Source organism: Humitalea rosea (genome assembly GCF_003253705.1).
In the GTDB taxonomy this organism is placed as follows: domain Bacteria; phylum Pseudomonadota; class Alphaproteobacteria; order Acetobacterales; family Acetobacteraceae; genus Humitalea; species Humitalea rosea.
The window spans coordinates 24,346-46,477 of sequence record NZ_QKYU01000020.1 but is presented as its reverse complement, the minus strand read 5'-3'; the positions used below and the strand labels follow the sequence as shown (position 1 = coordinate 46,477).

Sequence of the window (22,132 nt, the reverse complement as noted above, 5' to 3'; positions counted from 1 at the left end):
CCAGGACTTTCCTTCGTTGATTTGAGAACAGTCTCGCCTCAGGGGGCGGTCGCCGCAAGCGGGGGCGCTGCCTACGGCCGCCATGCGCGGTGGTAGGGGTGACCGCTTCGGATGCATTGGGCGCGGAAAAGCTGCTCCGCCAGCATCGCCCGGACCCAGAAGTGCGGCCAGGTGAGAGGGCCGAGCGAGAGCGACTGGTCGGCTCGGGCCAGCACGGCGGGGTCCAGCCCCTCCGCGCCGCCGATCAAAAAGGCGATGCTGCGCCCGCACGCATCCCAGCCCTCGGTCATCGCAGCGAAGCGTGTGCTGTCGGGTGCGCCGCCGCCGAGGTCCAACGCCACGGCCAAGGCGCCCTCGGGCAGGGCTGCAAGCAGGGCGGCCCCTTCGCGGCGACGCACCTCGGCGGCGCTGCCCTTTGCCTCGGGGATTTCCCGCAGGCTCAAGGCAGGGCGCAACCGGCCCGCCATTTCCGCGTAGAGCGCCGCTTCCGGCCCCGAGCGCAGGCGCCCGACCGCGAGCAGAAGCCTAGGCTTCGTCGCCTTGTTCCTCTGAAGCGGCATCCAAATCGACGTCGGCTTCGGCGGGGGGCGGAACATCGCCACCGGCCGGGCTGTCGGGACCCCACATGCGTTCCAGCGCATAGGTGTCCCGTGCTTCCGGCTTGAACAGATGCACGATCAGATCGCCGGCATCGAGGAGGACCCAATCGGGCGATGCCTCGATGCGGATGCGGCGGACGCCCAGGGCTTCCAGCGCTTCCTCGACATGGGTCGCCATCGCCTGGATCTGGCGATCCGCGAGACCCGTCGCGACGATCATGCGGTCGGCGAAGGAGGAACGGGTGGCGATGTCCAGAACCACGACCTTCTCGCCCTTGTCGCTCTCCAGGCTCTCGACCGCGGCCGCGACCAGAAGCTCGAGCAGCGGCGGCGAGGCCTTCTTCCGCGGCGCACGCCTGGCGGGCGTGGTGATGGGGCCGGCGGCGGGATCAGCCGCGGCCTTGGTCCGGCGCACCGGCGTCTTCTTGGCCGGGGCGGCCACGGCCGGCTTGGCGGCGCGCGGTGTTGCAGCCTTGGCGGGTGGGCTGGCCGCGGGCTTGGCGCGGGTACGCACCGGCTTCAGCGCCGGTTCAGCCTTGGCTGCGGCCGCGGGCTTGGCACGGGGCTTGGCGGGCGTCTTGGTCGCGGCAGGCAGCGTCTTGGCCGTCGCCGGGCGCCGCTTGGGCGGCGTCTCCGTGGCGGGCTGGGTGGTGTCCTGCGCTTTGGGCGTGCGGGCTATAGCCGCCTCCTGTCATGGTCCGGCGTCTCAAAGGGACGTCTGCGCCGGTGTCTAGTGCAGAAATCGTCCGGCTGAAATCAAACTCTGGCCGATGGCAGCGCCTAGCACGGGCAGCCTAGCCAAGTTCGAGGCTGGTGATGCCGAAAATACGGTCCATTTGGAGGTCGGGCGCGGCGCCGGTGTACATCCTGGCCGTCTCGAAGACCGGCTTCAGGCCGAGGCTTTCGGCCAGCCCGGCGGCGGCGCGATGGGGCTCGGGCACATCGAGGAAGACCGGCCCGACGGGGACGCCTGCCAGCAGCGCCGCGGCCAGGGCCGTGGCGGAGGCGGCATCCGGCGCGATCAGCGGGCCGATCTTATGCCCCTCCCGGCAAGGGCGGATGACACCGAAGCCTGTCACCTCCCCTTCTCGAAACTGGGCCATCGCGACATGCCCCGGCGCCGTCAGCCAGGCGCGAAGAAAATTATTGCGGGCAGCGGGGAAGGCTGCGCTGTCCAGCGCCGCCAGAGCGGCGAAGTGCATTTGACCTGCCGGCACGATGCCGTCGCCCTTCGTCGGCGGGATGACGGGCAGACCGCCGAAGCGGATGTTGTTCCAGGCATGGAGGAACCCGGACTTGCGGTAGTTCGCCTGCTGCCCGACTACCCCGTCCAGACCGATCAGCCGACCCTCCAGCCGCTTCATCGCGGCCGTCCAGACGGCCATGCCATGGCCACGCCCGCGTGCCTCTGGCCTTGCCAGATAGAACCCGATGAAGCCGAGATTTCCGGCATAGCGGGTCGCCGAGATGGCGGCGACCAGTTCGCCTTCGTCTTCGACACCCAGGAACATGCCCGCATCCTGCGCCAGGAAGCATGCCGCATCGGAGAGTCCCGGATTCCATCCCTCGGCCGCCGCCCAGGTGAAGGCGGTTTCGATCTGGGCCGGGTTGAGGGCAAGGAGGGTCATGGCACTGCCCTGAGGTTCGATGGGGCGAGGGCCGCCCGAATCGCGCTGGCCGAGGCCGGGTGCTCCCGCGCAGGCACCACGCACCAAGGCGCATGACCCGCCCAGGGCCACAACGCGCCCGGCTTGCGACGGTACGATGACAGAACATGCGCCGCGGCGCCATGCAAGGCTGAGCGGGTGAAGCCGGGGCGTGGCAGGACCGCGAGGGGCGTCGTGCGGGTCATGGTCCGCCACCGCCGCCAGCGCGGCAATTGCAGCAGGTTATCGGCACCGATGATGAAGGCGAAGCTGGCATGCGGGAAGCGAAGCGCCAGTTTCTCCATTGTGTCCGCGCTGTAGCGCGTGCCGAGGCTTGCCTCGATCGCCGTGGCGATGACCCGCCGCCCATCGGCAATGCCCTGCGCCGAGGCCAGCCGCTTGGCCAGTGGCGCCATGCCTGCCGCGGGCTTCAGCGGGTTGCCGGGAGAAACCAGCAACCAGACCTCATCCAGCCGCAAGGCGCGCAGGGCGACCTTTGCCACATGCAGATGCCCGGCATGGGCCGGGTTGAACGAACCGCCCAGAAGTCCGATCCGCGCCCGCCGCCCATCGCCGAACCGCCCCGGCGTGCTCACCCCGGATGCATCAGCGGAGCGTGACCGCAACGGTGACGGGGGTCGCGAGCAGCCCGGTGTAGGTCGCGGTATAGCGCTGCCCGGCCTCGGCCCGCACGGCGGGCGAGAAGCCGCCGAGTGAGACGAAATCCCCGGCCCGTAAGGACAGGCCGCGCCTGGCCAAATCCTCGACAAGCCAGGGGATGACATTCAGCGGATGGCCGAGGAGGGCGCTGCCGGGCGCTTCGGCCAGTATTTTGTCGTCGGTCGCGAGGCGCACCCGCATGGTGCCCAGCCGGGCGGCAAAGGACTCGGTGGCTTCCGGGACGATGGCCTCGCCAACGACTCCACGGCGGGCGCCGACGCCGATCGCCAGCAAATTCGCGGCATCCATCGTCTCCCCAGGGGCAAGCACGAGGTCGGGAAGCTCGATGAAGGGAATGACCTGATCCAGATGGGCCAGAATCGCGACCGGATCGCGGCCGGCGGTGGCGATGCCCGCATCACGGATGCGGACCAGCAAATCGCTTTCCACCACGGGTACAGATGCGAAGCGCGCTGGGAGCGTCGCACCAGAGCGGAGATCCAGCGTCGCGGCATAGATCGGCCCGGCCAAGGGATGCGGCACGCCAAACTGCGCCTGGGCGGCGGCATTGGTCAGCCCGACTTTCCAGCCGATGGCGCCCCCCCATTCTCGGCCGAGGATCGTGGCAAGGCGGTCCTGCGCGCATTGCCCATCGGCGAGGCTCATGCCAGGGCCGTAGCTGCGGGCGGGGGTCTGGGACAGCATGGAGCGCGCCAGGGCGTTGACCGCCGCCGGGTCGGGGCAGGCGGCCGCAGCCGCAAACGGCAGCAGCGCGAGGCAGGCGGCAAACAGCGGGCGGCGCATCAGAGTTTCCCCGGCGTGTTTTGCCGGGATTCTAGCCCAGGCTCATGGCAGCGCGAATAGGGAGGAACGGGTTTCGAGGCGTTCGGCAAAGCGCAGGAGGTAGCCGTCGGGATCCTGGACGAGGAATTCGCGCTGGCCGGCTTCGGTGGGGCCGACACGATACCAGGTTTCGGCTGGACCTTCGTAGAGCGGCCATCCCGCCGCAGCGAGGGCGTCCAGGATCGGTGCCAGGGCCTCAACCGTCATTTGCAGGTTGATGCCACGGCCGAAGGGCGCCTGCATGTCGCCGGGCTCCCACCGCCCATTGCGCTCGCAGAGCATCACCTGCAGCCCCTCGCGCGCCAGATAGGCGAAGCGCGCGGCTGGCCGGTCGTAAGCGACGGCGAAGCCGAGCGGGCCGCACCAAAAGGCGAGGCTCGCGTCGAGGTCTGACACGCTGAGTTCGGGAACCAACGCGGCCCAGCCGGTCGTCGGCGCGCTGCCCGTTCCGGCGGCGGCGGCCCGGGCCAGCGGATCGGCGAGAGGGGGCCGCGAGTCGGCCATTGGATCAGCCGCGCACCTGGCCCGTGCCGACCACCTGGTAGCGGAAGGTGCAGAGCTGCTCCAAACCGACCGGGCCGCGCGCATGGAGACGGCCGGTGGCAATGCCGATCTCGGCACCGAAGCCGAATTCGCCGCCGTCGCAAAACTGCGTGCTGGCATTCCACAGGCCCACGGCCGCGTCCAACCCGTCCAGGAAGGCCGTCGCCGCGGCCTCGTCTTCCGTCACGATCGCTTCGGTGTGCTCGCTGCCGAAGCGGCGGATATGCGAGAGCGCCCCGGCAACGCCATCCACCACTGCGATATTGAGGATGGCATCGAGCCATTCCGTGGCGAAGTCATCGTCCGTGGCCGCGGGTAGGGCAGGGATGATCGCCCGCGCCCGCGCATCGGCGCGGAAATCGCAGCCCAACGCCGCCAGATCGCCGACCAGCAACGGCAGCAGGAAGGGAGCGACGCGCGCATCGATCAGCAGCGTCTCGGTTGCACCGCAGACGGTGAGGCGGCGCATCTTGGCGTCCGCCAGGATCTTGCGCGCCATGGCCGGGTCCGCGGCGCCATCGACATAGGTGTGGCAGAGCCCCTCGGCATGGGCGAGGACAGGCACCCGCGCCTCGGCCAGGACCCGGTTCACCAGACTCTTGCCACCACGCGGGATGATCAGGTCGATCAGCCCCGATGCGGCCAGCATTGAGCCTACGAAGGCCCGATCGGTGTCCGGCGCGATCTGGATGCAGGCTTCCGGCAGCCCGGCTTCGGCCAGGCCCTGCAACAGGCAGGTGTGGATGGCGCCGACACTCCGAAAACTCTCGCGGCCGCCACGCAGGATGATGGCGCTGCCGGCCTTGAGGCAAAGGGCGGCAGCGTCGGCCGCGACATTGGGACGGCTCTCGAAGATCATGCCGATGACGCCAAGGGGCTGGGCGATACGGCGTATCACCAGCCCATTCGGCCGGGTCCACTCCGATAGCAGCCGCCCGACGGGGTCGGGCAGGGCGGCAATGTCGTCGAGCCCGGTCGCCATGGCCTCGATGCGGGAGGGTGTCAGGGTCAGGCGGTCGCGGAAGGCGGCCGTGAGATCGGGGGCCGCGGCGAGATCGGCGGCGTTGGCCGCCATCAGCTCAGGCTTGGCCGCACGCAGCGCCGCTGCGGCGGCGGTCAGCGCCGCGTCCTTCGTCACGCGTTCGGCACGGGCCAAAGTGACGGCGGCCGTGCGGGCGGCGGAGGCGGCGGCGGTGATCTGGTCCATGGCTCGCTCCTAAAGTACGACCAGATCGTCGCGATGGATGATCTCATCGCGGCCGCGCCACCCCAGCAGGGTCTCGATCTCGGCGCTCCGATGGCCGGCAATGCGGCCGGCGTCCTCGGCATCATAGGCGGAGAGGCCGCGGGCCAATTCGTGGCCTTCGGGATCGCGGATGCTGACAGGGTCGCCGCGCAGGAAGCGGCCCTCGACAGCTTTCACCCCGGCCGGCAGCAGGCTGCGCCCTGCGGCCAGGGCGCGTACTGCGCCGGCGTCGACGGTGAGAGATCCCAAGGGGGACAGGCTGCCAGCGATCCAGCGTTTGCGGGCAGAGCGGCCTTCGCCCTCCGCGGCAAACCAGGTGCAGCGGGCGCCATCGCGCAGCGCCGCCAGCGGATGGGCGCGATCACCGAGCGCGATGGCCATCGCGCATCCGGCACCGGTTGCGATTCGCGCGGCGATCAGCTTGGTGCGCATGCCGCCCGAGGAATAGCCGGGCGGCGGTTCGCCCCCCATGGCCATGATCTCTTCCGTCACATGCTCCACCAGCGGGAGGTGTTGGGCTGCGGGATCACGGCGCGGGTCGGCGGTGTAGAGCCCGTCGATGTCCGAGAGCAGGACCAGCACATCAGCCTGGATCATCTCGGCCACGCGCGCGGCCAGGCGGTCGTTGTCGCCGAAGCGGATTTCAGCGGTCGCCACCGTGTCATTCTCGTTGATGACCGGGATGCAGCCGAGGTCCAGCAAGGTGCCGAGCGTCGCGCGCGCGTTGAGGTAGCGGCGGCGGTCCTCGGTGTCCTCCAGGGTCAGGAGCAGCTGGGCGGCGTTCAGCCCGTGGCCGGCCAGTGCCATCTGCCAGGCGCCGGCGAGGCGGATCTGGCCCACGGCGGCGGCGGCCTGCTTCTCCTCCAGCCGCAGGGTGCGGCGGGTGAGGCCGAGCGCACGACGGGCCAAGGCGATGGCGCCGGAGGAAACCACGACCACATCGGCGCCCGTTGCCCGCAGCGCGGAGATGTCGGCGGCGATGGTGGTGAGCCAGGCCTCGCGCGGAGTCGCGGTCGCGGAATCGACGATCAGCGCGGAGCCGATCTTGACCACGATGCGGCGAGCGGAGGTGAGGCTGGGTGTCATTTCTGGGCGCGGTCTGCGGCGATTCGATCGGCCAGCGCCCGCAGCACCGCCGGCACGCCATCGCCCGATACGCCTGAAATCAACGCGACCGGACCGCCACAGGCCCGCTCCAACGCTTTTTTGCGCGAGGCCAGCGCCTGGGGCGTCATGGCATCGGTCTTGTTCAGCGCCACGATCTCAGGCTTGTCGGCGAGGCCACCGCCATAGCCTTCCAGCTCGGTCCGGACAGTGAAGTAGGCGCCGGCCGGGTCGGCCTGGGTGCCATCGATCAGATGCAGCAGCACTGCGCAGCGTTCGACATGGCCAAGGAAGCGTGTCCCGAGGCCGACGCCTTCATGCGCGCCTTCGATCAGGCCGGGGATGTCGGCGAGGACGAATTCCTCGGTATCCGAGAGCCGCACGACACCGAGTTGCGGATGCAGGGTGGTGAAGGGATAGTCGGCGATCTTGGGCCGTGCCGCGCTGGTGGCGGCCAGAAAGGTGGATTTTCCGGCGTTCGGCAGCCCGATCAGCCCCGCATCGGCGATCAGTTTCAGCCGCAGCCAGAGCCAGCGTTCCTCGCCCGGGTAGCCCGGATCGGCGCGGCGGGGCGAACGGTTGGTACTGGTCTTGAAATGCGCATTGCCATGGCCGCCGTCGCCGCCGTGGCAGATCACGACCGACTGCCCTGGCTCGGTGAGGTCGGCGAGGATGGTTTCCTTATCCTCGTCCAGCACCACGGTGCCGGCGGGGACCTTCAGGATGACGTCATCGGAGCCAGCACCGGTGCGGTTGTCGCCCGCGCCATTGCCGCCCTTGAGCGATTTGAAATGCTGGGCGTAGCGGTAGTCGATCAGGGTGTTCAGCCCATCGACGGCGGTGATCACGATATCGCCGCCGCGGCCGCCATTGCCGCCGTCGGGCCCGCCGTATTCGATGAATTTTTCCCGGCGGAAGGCAATGACACCATTGCCGCCGTCGCCAGCCTTCACCCAGATCTTGGCTTCGTCGAGGAACTTCATCGGAATGGGGGACCAGATATGAAAACGGGGGCCGCGTGGCCCCCGTTGTCGCTGGAACCGTCGCGCGGAGGCTGATTACTCGGCGGCGACCGGAACCGGGTCGACAGAGATGTGAACGCGGTTGTTTGCCTTGCGCTCGAACACAACGACGCCAGCGGCGACCGCCTGGATCGAGTGGTCGCGGCTGACCAGGACATTGCGGCCCGGCATCATCTTCGTGCCGCGCTGCGTCACGATGATGTTGCCGGCCTTCACGGCCTGACCGCCATAGAGCTTCACGCCGAGGCGCTTGCTCTCCGAATCGCGGCCGTTGCGGGACGAACCGCCGGCTTTCTTGTGTGCCATGAGGGGTGTCCTTCTGCTTAACCGGCGATGGCGGTGATGCGCAGCACGGTGATGTACTGGCGATGGCCATTCTTACGACGGCTGTTCTGGCGGCGGCGCTTCTTGAAGATGATCACCTTCTCGCCGCGCTTCTGCTCGAGCACCGTGGCGGTCACCGAGGCGCCGGCGACGGTGGGGGCGCCAATGGTCAGGCCGGTCTCGCCGGAGACGGCCAGGACGTCCTGAAAGGTGATCGTGGAGCCGGGCTCGCCTTCGAGCTTCTCAACCATCACGACGCCATTCGGCGTCACGCGGTACTGCTTGCCGCCGGTGCGGATCACTGCATAGGTCATGGCGCTGCCCAGGAACTCTCGTGCTTCGGGCCGCGGAACGGCCAAGGGGTAAGGCGGCCGAAGGCGTAAAGCCCATGACCGGAGCGCGCTTCTAGGATCGGGCGGGGACAGAGTCAATCTCGGAGGTCGAGCGTCGCGTAGACAGGGCGTTGCGTCCGCGGCGGCTCGATTCTATAGGGGCCGCCCCGGAGAGGTGCCAGAGTGGCCGATCGGGCCGGTCTCGAAAACCGGAGTAGTGTAACAGCTACCGTGGGTTCGAATCCCACCCTCTCCGCCAGTTCCCATACGAGCCGTGCTCTCCGCCAGACCGAGCGCCGCGCTGAGTGGCAGGTTTCCTGGGGTTATCGGGACAGACCTGTTGACTGGCCAGGCGCGGAGACGGGCGAAAATCGCTCTCCGGCGGCCAATTCTCTCCGGACCTCATGACTTGGGCGTTTCAGTACGGAACCCAAAAACAGAGGTAAAAGGCCGGTTTCCGGGCGGTCGGCACTTGCTCCGGTTCGAACCCCACTTGCCCGAAATCCGTACTTCGAGAGCGAACACTTCGGTACGGGTCGGGCGCTACAGGCATCGGTGGTTTCGACTATTCGCGCCAAGCCGCGCCACGATCGTTGTCAGCTCCCCCACCGCGGATCTGCCAACGCAGCATCCAACTCCCGGCCAGTGAGCCGAGTCTTGACCTGGCTCGGACCGAGGTTCGCTCGAAACTCGCGGAGGTCGGCGATGTGGTGGCCTTCCCAATCCGGGTAGCCTCCAAGCCGCCCAAATACATTCTGGAGCCGATGAGCGGTGGGCGTCTGGTCGGTCGCTAGTCGATGAAATTTCCCATTCAGATCATCGATATCCGGCTCAAAGCAGATCAGGAGCCGGCCGAGCTCGTCGACCAACCGGAGCCGTGCAGCTTCATTTTGGGCTGCGGCTTTCGATGCAGCCGCGGTCGCGGACCGGTTGGCCATATCCGCGACCTTGCTCTGCGCAGCGAGGCGCAGCTCCGCTCGCGCGGCCTGCCAGGCTCCTGTTGGGGCCTCCTTGCCATCCCAGGACGCCACGAAAGCCTTGAGGTCCGCGAACGATCTGACCTTCCGCATTCCTTCGCCACCTAACCACGCGCAGAGCGTGACCCGAAAGGCAGCCGCCTCAGCCGCGACCAGCAGCAGTGGCAGCCGCTCACCCGGCTGCTGTAGCTGCCGGCACAATGCGTGTTGACGCTGATCCAGCCCATCCACGCAGGCGGCCTCCGGGCTGGCGGTGATCGCAGATGGATGGGTTACCAGGCGGAGAGGACCGTCCCCGATCCGATGAAGGGCGTTGCTCTCCGCCGTCACCCGCACACCCGTTCCATGCAAAGCCGCGAGCAATGCTTCAGAATCGCTCGCTGAAACGAGGCCAGTCTCGGCAATCATGGGAACCGGCTCATCCTCGGGAAATGCCTGCATCAGCGTGGGATTAGTCCGGATTTCGTCCGCCGCTTGGGCCAGCGCTTCCTCATCAACCTCGGCACGGCCGATAAGCATCCGCAGCGCCTGTGAGAGCACCGGCTGCATCGGGCCCACGAAGGTCTCGAATAGGCCGCAGCGCGACGCCAGCGCCCGGTACACCCTCTCGTCCACGCTGTGCTTCAGGTAGAGATTAACCACGGGCAGGACTGGAAGCTCCTGTCCGATGCGGTCGATGCGACCGATGCGCTGTTCGACCTTCGACGGGTTCCATGGCAAGTCGAAGTTGACCAAGGCGCCAGCGGCTTGAAGGTTCAGCCCCTCACTGGCCGCGTCCGTGCAGACCAGAACCTTGATCGTGCCGTCCCGGAGCGCCTTGGTGACCACTTCCTTTGAGGCATAAACCCAGCCGTTCCTCGATCTCAGGGCACCACCCTCACCGGAATAGGACGCCACCGACGCGCCAAAGGCACCGACCAGGGCATCGCGGAGATACGCCATGGTGTCAGAGTAGCCAGTGAAGATCAGCACGGCGCGACCGTCGCCGGTGAGCTGCTTGGTTCGGGCCACCAGCCGGTCGCGCTTGGTATCCAGGGCGCCGAGCGCCGCAATCCGTTCCAGCAGATCTTCGACTTCCCCAAGTTCTGCACGCGCTTCCTCGGGCGTCTCAGGCAACGCTGAGGTCAGCTTCACATTCAGCAGGTCCTCGAGCTCTTGGGCGTCTTCCAGGTCGAGAATGCTCGGGTCCGGTGCGTGCTGCGCGATCACCGCCTTCAGACCCGTCGCGCGCCGTTCCAGGCTTTTACGTAGCGCCACGGGAGAGCTGGCAGCACGGCGACGATAGATCGTCATCACGAAGCCCTTGCCAGGCTTCTGATTCTCCAATTCGTCGAAGCGGCGATCGATGTAGCTCGTCACCGCCTCATAGACCTCGCGCTCCTCCGCAGTCTCAAAATCGAACGGATCGTCCGTGACGGCACGGGTCGGCGGCGGCCGGTCCAGCAGGCCCATGTCGAAGTACTTGCGCAGCGTCCGCCGCGTATTGCGATGCATCCGCCTCGCGAGTGGCGAGCAGGTCCGCAGCCAGCGCACAGCGTCCTGGCGGGATACCGGAGGCAGGAACCGCAGCGCCTTCGCGAAGGCGTCGGCATCATCAAGGGGTGGCAATCCGAGGCCGCCCGGCGCCGGCGGACAATGCGGCGTCGCTGCCAGGATGTGAGCCAGCGCGATGCCCTCGCTCCGCGGCAAGGCTCCGCGTTCCAAGCTGGCCAGCGCCTCATAGAACCGCTTCACGACGTGGAAGCCTGAAAGCCACAGCCCACCTTCACCCAGCACCTGGAGCAGGTCCCAAGGCTCCCAGGGATGCGTCTGCATCGGCGTCGCCGACAGGATCATGAAGCTGCGCGCCTGGCCCGTGATCTGCATCTGCCGCAGCAGTCCGAGAAGCAGGGTCGGCGTGTTGAACTCGCCCTCGATCTGGCTGGCGCGTCGGGCGGCGTGGCCTTCGTCCAGCAGCACAAGGTCCCAGGGAGGCGCAGCAAGCAGCGCCGGCAGGTTGCCCTCGGACCGGGCTGTCTCGCGGCTCAGCAGCAGCAGTGGCTGGTCCAGCGCCTCGGCTAGGCCAGAGACCACCTGCTTTGTTCCGTCTGGCCAGACGAGCGTCTTCGGGCCTTCCATCCGCGGCACGCGCAGGCCCCCCTTCTCGCGCAGTTCGCCCTGCCACTGCGGGAGCAGGTTGGCGGGCGGCAGGAGCAGCGCGCGCTTTACGCCGCGGCCCGCGAGCAGCCGGCGCAGCGCAAGGATCGCCTCCACTGTCTTGCCCATGCCGACCTCATCGCAGAGCAGGCGGCCCTCGGGCCACGCGGCGGCCGTCTCTGCCACCACATGTCGCTGGTGCGGCCAGAGTGTGACGGGGGCCATGGCGTCGCTGGTCGCAGCGCCGCCCTCCGGCATGTAGGGTGCTTCGACAGCATAACCCCACAGCATCGCTGCCCGCTGGCGACGCAGATTATCTTCGGGTTCCGCCACGGGCGGTGCTTCCGGCGCCAGCTTGATCAGCGCGTCGCGCACTGCGTCGGGCAGCGACACCGCCACGACGGCCGGATCCTCACCGGACCACAGCAGGTCAAACTCGTCGCGGAAATGCGCGTAACGCTCCGGGTCGTCCCAGCTTCGGCTGATTTCGAGCTTTTCGTAATTGCCCCGGATGCCCTTGGCACTTTCGTTGCCACTGCCCGCGAAAATCACCGCTTCGTCGGCGGCGTCCACGAACAGCCCAAACTTCGCGTGCAAGATGCCGTCGGCATGACGCATCACGCCGACCTTCATCTCCAGCCAGCCATCGCGGGCCAGCCAAGCCAGCATCTCGAGCCGCCCCTTTTGGAGGGCGGTCTCGGGCGTGCCAAGCCGCGCGAGCAGGGCTCCGATCAGCGGTGCGTCGTCACCGGCATCCAACAGCGCTCGCACATCGGGCTCAGCCAGTTCCTCGTTCACCAGCAGGCGCAGTGCGGGCTTCTGAGTAATGACGCCGTCCACAATGCGCTGGATGAAGGCGCCGAATCCGGAAGCCGCGGCCGCCAAGACGGAGGAGGAGAAGTAGGCGCAGCAGCGATCGTAGCGTACCGCTCGGCGCAGGCCAGGCTCGTAAAGCCGGGCAACCAACTGGCCGTCCGGGGCCCGGAGAAAGCGCGGCCACGCAACGTCTCTGAGGGATGGAGGTGTGGTGGAGCTCACGCGTTAGCTCCCGTGCCGAAGAAGGATGCAGGACGCCATCCGGTTACGAAGCTATGTGCAACCACAGGGCATCCCCACGATGATGGCTGATGGAAACCAAGGATGCGGTCCGGGACCAGCGACGCCGGCAAGATGCGGGGCGCGACCGCTTCTCGGGCACGTCGCACAGACCTTGAATGGCCAGCCGAGCGACCTGAACGTCGCGCCAGGTTGATCGCTATCACCGCCCGCTCGCAGCAGGACAACGACGTCTGCCCACTTACGCATGTGGTCGTATGCAGATCGATTCGTCTCGGCGCCGTGATGCGGAGCCGTTGCCACGATCGGCAGTGTCGGGCGCGCTGTGTGCCTCAGGAATGACTGGCCGAACCGGCGGCCGTCGCCGAGTGGCGAATCCCCGCAGAAGAGAACTCCCAGGCGAGACAACTTAGGAGGCGCAAAGAATACGAGACTCTGCCGGTTGATGATCGTCAGCCTCATAAGGAAGCTCAGCGTCAGCGGTTCCGGGGGCTGCTCTCTGGCGTTGATTGGCTCAAGAAAGCCGCGCACACCGCCATTTGGCCGCCTCGTGCTCGCAAACGACTGGTAGTCGAACCACCGGACCCTGAGGCGCCGAGCGATTGCCGCGGCAGCAATGCCCCTTATCGCTTCCACAGTATCGATCATGCCAAGCCAAGCTGACGCAGTGCTCGCAGTGATGCGGCGCTTCTTCTTCCGGTAGCCGATGCGGGCCCTTGCGGATTGGAGTGCCGCGGACGCGACTTTCTCGGTCGCCAACCCCTTGGCGTCCCTCAGTTCAGCAAACCAAGGGAGGTCTTCTGTTGGCTCCGTCGCGTCGAGATTAATCTCGCGGTCATCCCAAACTTCGCCGAACCATCCATCAGCCTCAGCGACTTCGGGTTCATCAGACTCCGGATCCCTCGGCGCATCCTCTTGGCGTTGAGGTATCTCAGGAAAGGCTGACCCCTGAAAATCCCCCGAGCGATCAAGCTGCGACTGGACGATCGGATCGGGCGCGTTGTCGCGGATGATGGTGTCGAGTTGCTGGACTAGGTTGTCCACGAAGCCCTTTGGATCCTTCATGAGCTCCGGCACGACTTCGACCCATCGTCCCGGCAACCACACTTGTCCGATGCGGCCGGGCCACCGCCTCAGCAGTTCGGGTAGGCCACCGGCATGATCGCCGTCGCCATGTGTGCAGACAACAATATCCAGCGTCCTTAGCGCTGGAATATGTGCACCAATGACAGCTGCGACCTTGTCCTTCTTCCAGCCGCCGTCCACGAGCACAGCATGCCCACGCCGACGTAAGAGGAACGCCTCCCCGCTGACCGGGAGCGCGAGCAGCTGATCGAGCACGGAGTGCGGTGGGTTGCTCACTCCTCGTCCTCATCGTCCTCCGCGTCCTCTTCCTCCTCGTCGTCAGTCTCCGCCTCTCCAGCGTCTTCGGCGCTGGGCGTTGCCGTCTTCGCGAGGAGGTCAAGCACAGCCTGGTCGGGCTTCTTTTCCGTCCAATCGGGCGGCGTCAGGCCGAACACTGGCAGGAGCATGGCGTGCCACGCTCGGAACTCGGCGAATTTCTCTGCCACTGCGTTCTTCTCCCGTCGCACAGCGGGCGGGGCGGCGCGCAGAAGCGCCTCGATCAGGCGGACGGTCGGATCGCCGAGCTTGATGCTGTGACGGGTGGCGAAGGAGCGTGCGGCACCGATACCGGCAGCGCCGCCGCCTGCGTCGGCATAGGTCAGGGCGAGAGCCTGAGCCTTGTCCAGATGCGTTCGAAAGACCGTGTCACGGGGATGGATCTTCAGCGCATCCGCTGCCTTCATCTTCTTGCCAACGCCAGGTTCCCAGCCGAACAGAAGCTGCTGGGCCTCGGCCTCGGTCAGTGGTGCCTCGCGCCGGCGGTCGGCGGCGGAGAGGATGTTCACCTTATCCGCCGTCTTGGTGATCAGCCCTGCCTGCTGCAGCGTTGAGACGTCCATGCCGACCGCATGGCCAAGCAGCTTCGCCTCGTTGAACCGGAACTCTGCGGCGCGCAGCGTGGCCCAACACAACAGAGCAAATTGCGCCTCAGGCTCGACCCCTTGGAGCCCTCCCTGCGCCAGCTGTCGGATGCGCCAGCCGGCCACGGCATCAGCGGCGATGTCGATGGCTGCGCCGACACCGACGGGCTCGCCCGTGTCCGTCCGCACCTGGTCGTAGGCGGAAAAGACTTCCATGGCCGGACCGAAGCTGCCGACAAGCTGGTCGACCGGGTTCAAACCTTCGGCGGAGAGGCGTTCCGCCGTAGCCTCAGCCGCTCCACGAATATCCGCCTGCATCTTGGTATCGAAATAGCCCGTGCCTGCGTGGGCAACGCGTGGCCGAGCGACGAGGATGACAGTCGATTGCGCCGCATTCTTCTTTGCCTGGTGCAGACTGTGTTCGCTCTCGGTCTTCACCGGCCACGTGGCTGTCATGGTAAAGCCGGCCTTGATCAACGATGCGAACAGTGCCTCCCACGCCTCTTGCTTCTTGTGCGTGAACATGACCGTGAGCACGCCATCTTGGCGCAGAACGCGATGGGCCTCGATGAAAACCTTCGTCATGAGATCCTGATAGTGAGCCTGAGCAGCAGCGGCAGCATCTTTGGCTTTCTTCGCTCCAGCGCGGAAGCGGGCATCGTTTTTCACGGCCTCATCCGCGTTCTCGCAAAGCAGAGATGAGAACCACTCAGGTCGGCGATGACCCTGGCTGCGCTTCAGCCAAACGTAAAAGAAGTCGGCCAGCTCGCTGTACTGAACATTGTCCGAATACGGTGGGTCGACAACGATCGCATCGAGCGAGTCATCGGCCAGGTGAATCAGCGATGCTGCCGAACCCTGGGAGCACTCAACTGCGGCCTTCGCTGGCGCCGTTGGCAGCTTTGCGACGCCCTCGTAAGCGTCGACAACACTGCCGATGACCCATGCGAGGCCCCCGCTTGCCTGCACGGGCGCCATTTCGGTGAACGTCAGCTTAAACGAGAAATCGTGCCGGTCGAATACACCGCGGATCACCTGGTGGGAGATGTGCCAGGAAGCCATCATGCAGTTGTAGTTGGTGAACTTGTCGATTGCGAATGCGAGCAAGTGCGCAACCGCTTCACCCATTTCCTCTCCTTCTTGAGCAAGGATGGCGGGCCGTAGCGCCTGAAGCTCTTCCATCAACACGCCAAAGCCGAGCAATTGGCGCGGGCTGAACATGTCGGCCCAGCGCGGCATACCATAGGTGCGTGGCCGCGCGTCGGTCGTGATCTGCGGATACTCCTCGGTCGGGATCAGGTTCCGCGCCTCCCAGTCTCCGCGCCATTGCTGCAACTGCGCTTCTGCGGAATCCAGCGCGGTAAGGTCGGCCTGTTGCGGTGGACGAAACTGCAGCCCCTGCGGTGTCTTCAACGCTACCGCGTAAAGCGCACTGCCCATCCGACCTGCCTGGGCTTGCGCTTTGATCCATTCGGCGGGAATCGATTCCTTGGTAAAGAGGCTGATGCCCTTGCCCTTCGCGTAGGTACGTGGCGGCGGAGCACTGATGGCCCCTGGGCCAACGCCTACTGGGCGGACTACGGTCGTCCAGGTACCTGCCGTCTTATTGACCACCGGCTCTGCAACGACGGGGATACCGCCCTTTGGCTTCAATAGATGCCAATCTGGAACAAGCGGCGTCATGTGCCCAGTCGTTGGGCAAGGGACGGTGCGTGCGAAGATATAAGCTTGGACGTTAGCCCCTACTTCTTTGGGGAAGAACCGTCCTAGGCGAGCCGCAACGCGCTTCTCCCATTCGCGGCCCCAATGGCGCGCGCGGACTGCCAAGCTCGATCCGAAGCGGAATGGGTAGTCGAGTGTTGCCTCCAAAACGCTGCACGCGACGGGATTGTACTCGTTCGCTAGCGTCGGAAACCCAAGCCGCGCACTTTCGAGCGGAATGGAGCCGCCGCCAGCCATCGGGTCCATCACCGTCGGCAGGTGTCCCCAGATGCGCGTTGCGGCGACGTGCGCTGCCTCAACATCCTTGGCCCGAATGACGCCCTTGAACGCTCGTGACGCGCCAAAACCTCCCGGCACCTGGACGCCGCTGTTCATCAACTCGCGGATTGCTACGATTTCTTCACCAGAGCGACCAAATCCGAGCAGCCGCTCGAAAGTCTCCCGAGGGAAATCCGCAGGCAGCACGCTGGCCAGCACGGCCGCTCGGCTCGCTGCCAACGGCCGGCGAGCCCACCAAACATGAAAGCGCTTGTCGGGTGGTTGCTGACCGGTGCTGCGCTCGCGGATGCACTCCACGCCGATTGCAGCGGCCGGAAGCCAATCCTCAATCAGCAGCCGAGGTCGCCCCGTCTTCGTGCCATCCGGCATATTCTGCGTCCGCCCTTACTTCACAGCTTCGGTGATAATTCTCAGTGCGCGCACCCAGCGCAGGGCGCGCCCGTCCTGCATGCGGCCGAACCAGGACGCTGCCTCGGTCGCATCGGCCGCCCGAAAATGCTCGGCGGATTTGGACAGCCGCCGGGCCTCCCGCAGGCCCCGCGCCACGATGGCAAAACCAGCAACGCGCGCGCCCCAATCGGCGTCGAGCGGCTGATAAGGGCCTGGCTCCAACTTCGCCTTGCCGCCCGCGGCCTTCAGCGCCGCGCGCAGGAGGCCGGATGCCGCTGTGAGCGCGAGCGGCGAAAGCGCCGCCACACGATCGAAGCGTTCCTCCATCCGGTCATTCACGCGCCGGCGGTAGATGATCGCCGCAAGACCCTGCTGCCGCTGGACCACGCGCAGCGCGAAAGGGGCCGCGCGTGTAGCCTGGACCTGTGCCGATACCACGCCTTCAGGCCGACAGCGGCGCGAAGCGCGCTTCGATGGTGGCGGTATCCGGTAGTTGCATGAACAAGCTCCGCAGTGATGCACCCAAGTCGGCTTTGCCGTCCTTGCCAAAACCCAGCACCACGGTCACGCGGATCGAACTGCCAGGCGCCAAGGCATTGCCCAAGGTCTGCGCCATAGTCAGAGGTTTAATGGCGGCAGCAACCTTCGTCTCCGCCACGCTGAAGGTCAGTTTGCCACCGTCCTTCATGTCGCCGGTCAGCTCGGCCTCGATGGTGATTTCGGCCGCACCGAGCGGGCTGGCAGCACCAAGCGCCTTCTGCGCATCCGCCGCGGTGAGACAGGTGATGCGAAGGCTCAGTAGGGCGCGCTTGTCACCGTAGGTGGATGCTACCTCGGTGTCGGTGGTCGAGGTTGCGCCTGCGTTCTTGGGCGGCGGCGGAGGCAGCGGCAGGCCCCCTGGCTTCGGCATCGCTTCCTGCGCGCCGGAGACCTTCAGCCATTCCTTGCCCGTCGCGCTGCTAGTCTCGGCGACCCTGGTCGCATCATCCATTGGCAGCGTTGTGAGCTTGCGCCCATCATCGCGCCGGCGATGGCCATTGGTCGTGTAGACCGCACCCTTGTCATCGAAGGCGGTGCCATCCTCCTGCCGCACGACCAGCTTGCCATCCGTGACGGCCCGCAGGATGGAGCTGCGGATGACGCTCGCATTCGGAACCAAGCGCAGTCCCTGGGCGGAAAGGAATCGCTTCTGCAGGGCGGATGCTGCGCGCGCGTCAGGTTCATCCGTCAGCGGCACTGCGCCGCTGAACACCAGTTCCACGAAGCGATCAGGGAACAGGCTGTCGGTATCACCGTAGATCAGCTTGCGGTCCTCGACGAAGGCCTTAACGGCATCCTGGCCAGAAGGAAGCTGCATCGGTGGAGTGTCTGGCGGTGCGATGAAGCGCTCGTCGATGGTGAGGCCAGCCCCATCCGCCAGGACCAGGCGGTTGAACGCACGCGCCGCTTCCAGCCGCGTCGCCTTACGCAGTTCGGGGATCTGCTTCTTGAGCTGCTCGCGCGCCAGCTTGCCGCCCTCGCTCGAGGTCTGCTCCGCCTCGATTGCCTCGGCGGCCATCAGGCGCTGGATGCGTTGGATCGCCTTCTCTAGCCCGTTCGCGTCCGGCGCCACGGCAAGGATGGCGTTACGGTAGGTCCGCATGGTCTCGGCGCCCGGCGTGTCGTCAGTGTAGGCGACGACCTGCTTTGCGATGTCCTCGCTCTCGCAGAGCGCAAGCTGCAGTTCGGGGCGCTCCGGCACCGCTTTGGCGTTGGGCGGCCACGCGAGCAGTTTGGCGAAGGCACCCTGGAAGGATTTCTGAACCTCGGTCTTCAGGCGGTCGAGCGCGTCGGGGCGCGGCACTTGCCCCATCCGTTCTTCTATCTGCTTCAGGATGTTGGGCTCGTAGCGGAACTGCCAGGCATTGGCGCTGCCGCTCATCGGGTACAGGTGCCAGCAGGCTCCGGCGAGGCGATCGAGCGCGTGCGATGGCTCGTCGCCGCCATCCTCGGGCCGCAAGACGGCAAGCGTCAGGTCGGCGGGATCGAGGCCGCTATTGGCTTCGAGCGGGAGGCTTTCGAGCAGTAGCGCGGACGCGACGCGCCGGTGGTGTCCCCAGCTGCCACTGTCGAGGTCACCTGCGTGGCCCTCCACATCGGCGGCGACGGCGGCGCGGAATTTCTCGCGACCGAGCCGTTCGAGAAGGTCATCCTGGATAAGCGGGCTGGACCAGTTGATCTCGCCGGCCGTGATGATGTCAGGATCGCACGCGGGATCGTCCCACACGCCGCGGACCATCCTAGCGAAAAGGCGGAGCGTGCCGCGGGAGAGGTTGTAGTCCGGCAGGACGCGGAGCCGCTCTTCGGCCGTCTTGATCAGGCGTGGATGGAGCGGGTAGCAGGCGCGGAGGCGCTCGGCGTATTTTGGCGAGCGAGCTTCCTCCGGCACCAGGGTTGGGTGGTCCTGCGCCACGCGCTGGTAGAGGGCATGGTGGTCGGCAGAGGCCTTTGCAGCGAAGGCAGGGTCCACCGTGTCGAACAGACGCCGAATAATGACCTGGGCCGTCTCATTGCCAATCGGCTCAATCACGGTGGCCTGTCGACCGGTCTGCTGCTCCAGCATGCGCGCGAGGTGCTGCAGGCGCGCTGCGCCCTGGGCGTTGGCAGGCTGATCCTTGGGGTCCGTGATGACCAACACGGTCTGCTTCCGTGTGGCGATAGCCGTCATCAACGTGCGGAGGAAGCCGATCAGGTTGCCGATTTCCTGCTCGGTCAGCTTGTCCATGTGCAGGACGAGCTCGTCGAGAAGGATCAGGGTCGGCTCGTTAGGGAGCCAGGATTCGACTGTCTGCTCGTCTGGCGAGGCAGCGGCGCTGTTGGTGGGGCCGAGGGCGTTGAGGGCGCTCGGGCCGCCCAGCTGGAAGGCGAGCTCGGCAGCGAGGCTCTTTGCCTCCAGGTCGCCATGCCGGGCGAAGACCGGATAGCCTGCGCCTTCGGCATCGATGCCACAGATGCGGACGGAAGGCGGGCGGCCGGCGGGTGGGAGGAGGTCAGTGCCTTTGGTCGGGTCGGCCATTACCTTCGCCAGGTGCCACAGCGTCATGAGTGCGTGGGTTTTGCCGCCGCCAAACCCAGTCGACAGGCGCAGAATTGCCCCGGCCTCGGTGGTCGACGCGAGTCGGCCGAAGACGTCGCGGCAGAGTTTCGACAAGGCAGCGGTGGGGTGAGTATTTTTGAAGAATTGATCGGGATCGCGATAAATCAGTGGGCCATCGTTGCGGATCAGCTTACCGAAGCTGGCCGCGAAGATGGCGTCATCCAACTCGCCCTGCAAAACATCATCGCGTGGCTTGCTGCCCCCCTTAACGCCCATGATCTTCAATTCCCCCGACGCGGTTGTAGTATTAGTTCAACGGGATGCTGCTCTCCCGTTCGGGGCTACATCGCACGCCCTCAATAAGTAACATACCGGAGAGGGGCATGGGTGGTCGAGATTGCGGTTGGCGAAACAAACGCCCGAGTCAGGTCTTCGTGTCCGTTGGCAGGGATCCACGGCACGGGCGCGGCTATCGTTGGGCGCGGAGCATCTCGTTCTGACGGCTCCACTCCACCGGAAACGGCTCCATCAGCCCCGGCAGGGTCATCGCCTCCTGCTGCCGCCCGTCCAGGACTGCCTCGACGATGTCGGGGGCCAGCAGCGTGAGGCGCAGGAGGCGCGAGACATAGGACGAGTTGATCTTCTCGGCCGCCGCCAGCTCATTGATCGTGCCGTAGCGGCCCGCCTCCATCATCCGACGCCACCGGAACGCCCGGGCTAGCGCCTTCACCAACGTGGTGTCCGCAGCCGAGGCGCCGCGCGGCGCCATGCCGCCCGGCATCAGGACCAGCTTCCGCCCGCCCCTCTGCTTCCGGACCGCCAACGGCACCCGCACCGTCAGCATCTGCGCGGCGCCGGTCACGCGGCCGCCCTCGCCGGTTCGGCCGGCGGCGTGGCCAGGTCCCGCGCGAGGCTGGCCAACCCTTCCAGCTTCAGCCGCACGTCCGCCCCGCCCGGCCCGATGTCCACTCGGTCGACCAGGAGGCCGATGATCCGCGCCTGCTCGGCAGGGAACAGCTCCTCCCAAAGAGGGTCGAGCCGCTCCAACGCCAGCCGGGCCTCGTCCTCCGTCATGTCCGGCGCCGAGGCCCGTGCGGCGCGCCAGGCCCCAAGCACCACCTCCGGCTGGCGCAGCAGCCCCCGCACCTGCGCGATGACAACGCACTCGATCTCCGCAGCGGAAATCCTGGCGATGGCCGGCCCGTCCGCAGCGCTGCCCTTCAGCACGGACTGGCTGACATAGTAGCGGTACTGCTGGCCGCGGCGCCCCCGCGCGTGGGTGGGCGACATGGCTCGCCCGTCGCTGCCGAAGATCAACCCGCGCAGCAGCGAAGGCGTCTGGCGGCGCGTGCGATTGGCGCGGGTCCGCGGGCTGATCGTCAGCAGGGCGTGCGCCGCGTCCCACACCGCCCGCGGTACGATGGCGGCATGCTCGCCGGGATGCGACTTCCCCTTGTGCATCGCCTCGCCCAGATAGGTGCGGTTGCTCAGCACCCGATAGACGTCGCTCTTGGTGAAAGCGCGGCCGCGCTTCGTGGTGGCGCCCTCGGCGCGCAAGGCCTGCACGAGCTTCGTGCCGGATTCCGTCTCGATGAACCCCTCGAAGATCCGGCGCACCAGCAAGGCCTCGGCCTCATTCACCAGTAGCTTGCGGTCCCGCGCGTCGTACCCGAGCGGCACGAAGCCACCCATCCAGATCCCGCGCGCCCGCGACGCCGCCACCTTGTCGCGGATGCGCTCGCCGATGACCTCGCGCTCGAACTGCGCGAAGCTAAGCAGGATGTTCAGCGTGAGCCGCCCCATGCTGGTCGTGGTGTTGAAGGACTGGGTCACCGACACAAAGGTCACGCTGTTCGCGTCGAACACCTCGACCAGCTTGGCGAAGTCCATCAACGCGCGCGACAGCCGGTCGATCTTGTAGACCACCACCACATCGATGAGGCCGCGCTCGATGTCCGCGAGCATGCGCCGCAGCGCCGGCCGGTCGAGGGTGCCGCCGGAGATGCCGCCATCATCATAGCGGTCCGGCACCAGCACCCAGCCCTCCGACCGCTGGCTGGTGATGTACGCCTCGCAGGCCTCGCGCTGAGCGTCGAGCGAGTTAAACTCCATGTCGAGCCCTTCCTCGCTCGACTTGCGCGTGTACACGGCGGCGCGGATTTTCCGGACCGTGGCCGGCATCGCGGCGTCGG

General features: G+C 66.7%; 18 protein-coding genes and 1 tRNA gene. 1 reads left to right on the top strand and 18 read right to left on the bottom strand.

Going from position 1 to position 22,132, the window contains the following annotated elements; translation table 11 throughout:
- Positions 1-71 precede the first annotated feature (71 nt).
- From C8P66_RS16790 to rplU, 11 genes are all read right to left on the bottom strand, one after another.
- Positions 72-560, bottom strand: coding sequence for a 23S rRNA (pseudouridine(1915)-N(3))-methyltransferase RlmH (locus C8P66_RS16790; RefSeq protein ID WP_111399435.1), 489 nt, complete (start codon positions 558-560; stop codon positions 72-74).
- On the bottom strand, positions 526-1,041 hold the full coding sequence (gene rsfS / locus C8P66_RS16785) for a ribosome silencing factor (RefSeq protein WP_408882164.1): 516 nt from the start codon (positions 1,039-1,041) through the stop codon (positions 526-528). The genes C8P66_RS16790 and rsfS overlap by 35 nt, the downstream gene beginning before the upstream one ends.
- Positions 1,042-1,393: 352 nt before the next feature.
- Positions 1,394-2,227, bottom strand: coding sequence for a GNAT family N-acetyltransferase (locus C8P66_RS16775; protein WP_111399433.1), 834 nt, complete (start codon positions 2,225-2,227; stop codon positions 1,394-1,396).
- Positions 2,224-2,841, bottom strand: a complete 618-nt coding sequence (locus C8P66_RS16770; protein ID WP_245903630.1) for a nicotinate-nucleotide adenylyltransferase — start codon at positions 2,839-2,841, stop codon at positions 2,224-2,226. Before C8P66_RS16770 ends, C8P66_RS16775 begins: the two co-directional genes overlap by 4 nt.
- A 10-nt stretch (positions 2,842-2,851) precedes the next feature.
- Positions 2,852-3,709: a 2-keto-4-pentenoate hydratase gene (locus tag C8P66_RS24440; RefSeq protein ID WP_245903629.1), complete on the bottom strand. Its 858-nt coding sequence runs from the start codon at positions 3,707-3,709 to the stop codon at positions 2,852-2,854.
- A gap of 42 nt (positions 3,710-3,751) precedes the next feature.
- Entirely contained in the window at positions 3,752-4,252 is a 501-nt protein-coding gene (locus C8P66_RS16765) for a bleomycin resistance protein (RefSeq protein WP_111399431.1), read from the bottom strand.
- Between the two features lie 4 nt (positions 4,253-4,256).
- A complete protein-coding gene (locus tag C8P66_RS16760) occupies positions 4,257-5,498 on the bottom strand; it encodes a glutamate-5-semialdehyde dehydrogenase (RefSeq protein ID WP_111399430.1) in 1,242 nt (413 codons plus the stop codon).
- A 9-nt stretch (positions 5,499-5,507) separates the two neighbouring features.
- Entirely contained in the window at positions 5,508-6,623 is a 1,116-nt protein-coding gene (proB, locus tag C8P66_RS16755) for a glutamate 5-kinase (RefSeq protein ID WP_111399429.1), read from the bottom strand.
- Positions 6,620-7,624: a GTPase ObgE gene (obgE, locus tag C8P66_RS16750; RefSeq protein ID WP_111399428.1), complete on the bottom strand. Its 1,005-nt coding sequence runs from the start codon at positions 7,622-7,624 to the stop codon at positions 6,620-6,622. Before obgE ends, proB begins: the two co-directional genes overlap by 4 nt.
- Positions 7,625-7,699: 75 nt before the next feature.
- Positions 7,700-7,969: a 50S ribosomal protein L27 gene (gene rpmA / locus C8P66_RS16745; protein WP_111399427.1), complete on the bottom strand. Its 270-nt coding sequence runs from the start codon at positions 7,967-7,969 to the stop codon at positions 7,700-7,702.
- A gap of 17 nt (positions 7,970-7,986) precedes the next feature.
- The gene (gene rplU / locus C8P66_RS16740) at positions 7,987-8,301 is read right to left on the bottom strand and encodes a 50S ribosomal protein L21 (protein WP_111399426.1); all 315 of its coding nucleotides are present in this window, start codon (positions 8,299-8,301) and stop codon (positions 7,987-7,989) included.
- Positions 8,302-8,488: 187 nt separating this feature from the next.
- On the opposite strand from rplU, the gene C8P66_RS16735 reads away from it, so the two are divergent.
- Positions 8,489-8,578 (top strand) — tRNA-Ser (locus C8P66_RS16735).
- Between the two features lie 337 nt (positions 8,579-8,915).
- On the opposite strand, the gene C8P66_RS16730 is transcribed toward C8P66_RS16735, so the two are convergent.
- The 7 genes from C8P66_RS16730 to C8P66_RS16700 form a co-directional block, all read right to left on the bottom strand.
- Positions 8,916-12,470, bottom strand: a complete 3,555-nt coding sequence (locus C8P66_RS16730) for a helicase-related protein (RefSeq protein WP_111399425.1) — start codon at positions 12,468-12,470, stop codon at positions 8,916-8,918.
- 51 nt (positions 12,471-12,521) lie between these two features.
- Positions 12,522-13,829 (bottom strand): MBL fold metallo-hydrolase, encoded by a 1,308-nt coding sequence (locus C8P66_RS16725; protein WP_158537281.1) that lies wholly within the window; start codon positions 13,827-13,829, stop codon positions 12,522-12,524.
- A 17-nt stretch (positions 13,830-13,846) separates the two neighbouring features.
- Positions 13,847-16,843: a DUF1156 domain-containing protein gene (locus C8P66_RS16720; RefSeq protein ID WP_111399423.1), complete on the bottom strand. Its 2,997-nt coding sequence runs from the start codon at positions 16,841-16,843 to the stop codon at positions 13,847-13,849.
- A 15-nt stretch (positions 16,844-16,858) separates the two neighbouring features.
- The gene (locus C8P66_RS16715; protein ID WP_111399422.1) at positions 16,859-17,251 is read right to left on the bottom strand and encodes a DUF7680 family protein; all 393 of its coding nucleotides are present in this window, start codon (positions 17,249-17,251) and stop codon (positions 16,859-16,861) included.
- 55 nt (positions 17,252-17,306) lie between these two features.
- Entirely contained in the window at positions 17,307-20,216 is a 2,910-nt protein-coding gene (locus C8P66_RS16710) for a DUF499 domain-containing protein (RefSeq protein WP_146422921.1), read from the bottom strand.
- Between the two features lie 193 nt (positions 20,217-20,409).
- Entirely contained in the window at positions 20,410-20,802 is a 393-nt protein-coding gene (locus C8P66_RS16705) for a hypothetical protein (protein WP_111399420.1), read from the bottom strand.
- The gene (locus tag C8P66_RS16700; RefSeq protein ID WP_245903626.1) at positions 20,799-22,121 is read right to left on the bottom strand and encodes a recombinase family protein; all 1,323 of its coding nucleotides are present in this window, start codon (positions 22,119-22,121) and stop codon (positions 20,799-20,801) included. The genes C8P66_RS16705 and C8P66_RS16700 overlap by 4 nt, the downstream gene beginning before the upstream one ends.
- Positions 22,122-22,132: the final 11 nt, after the last annotated feature.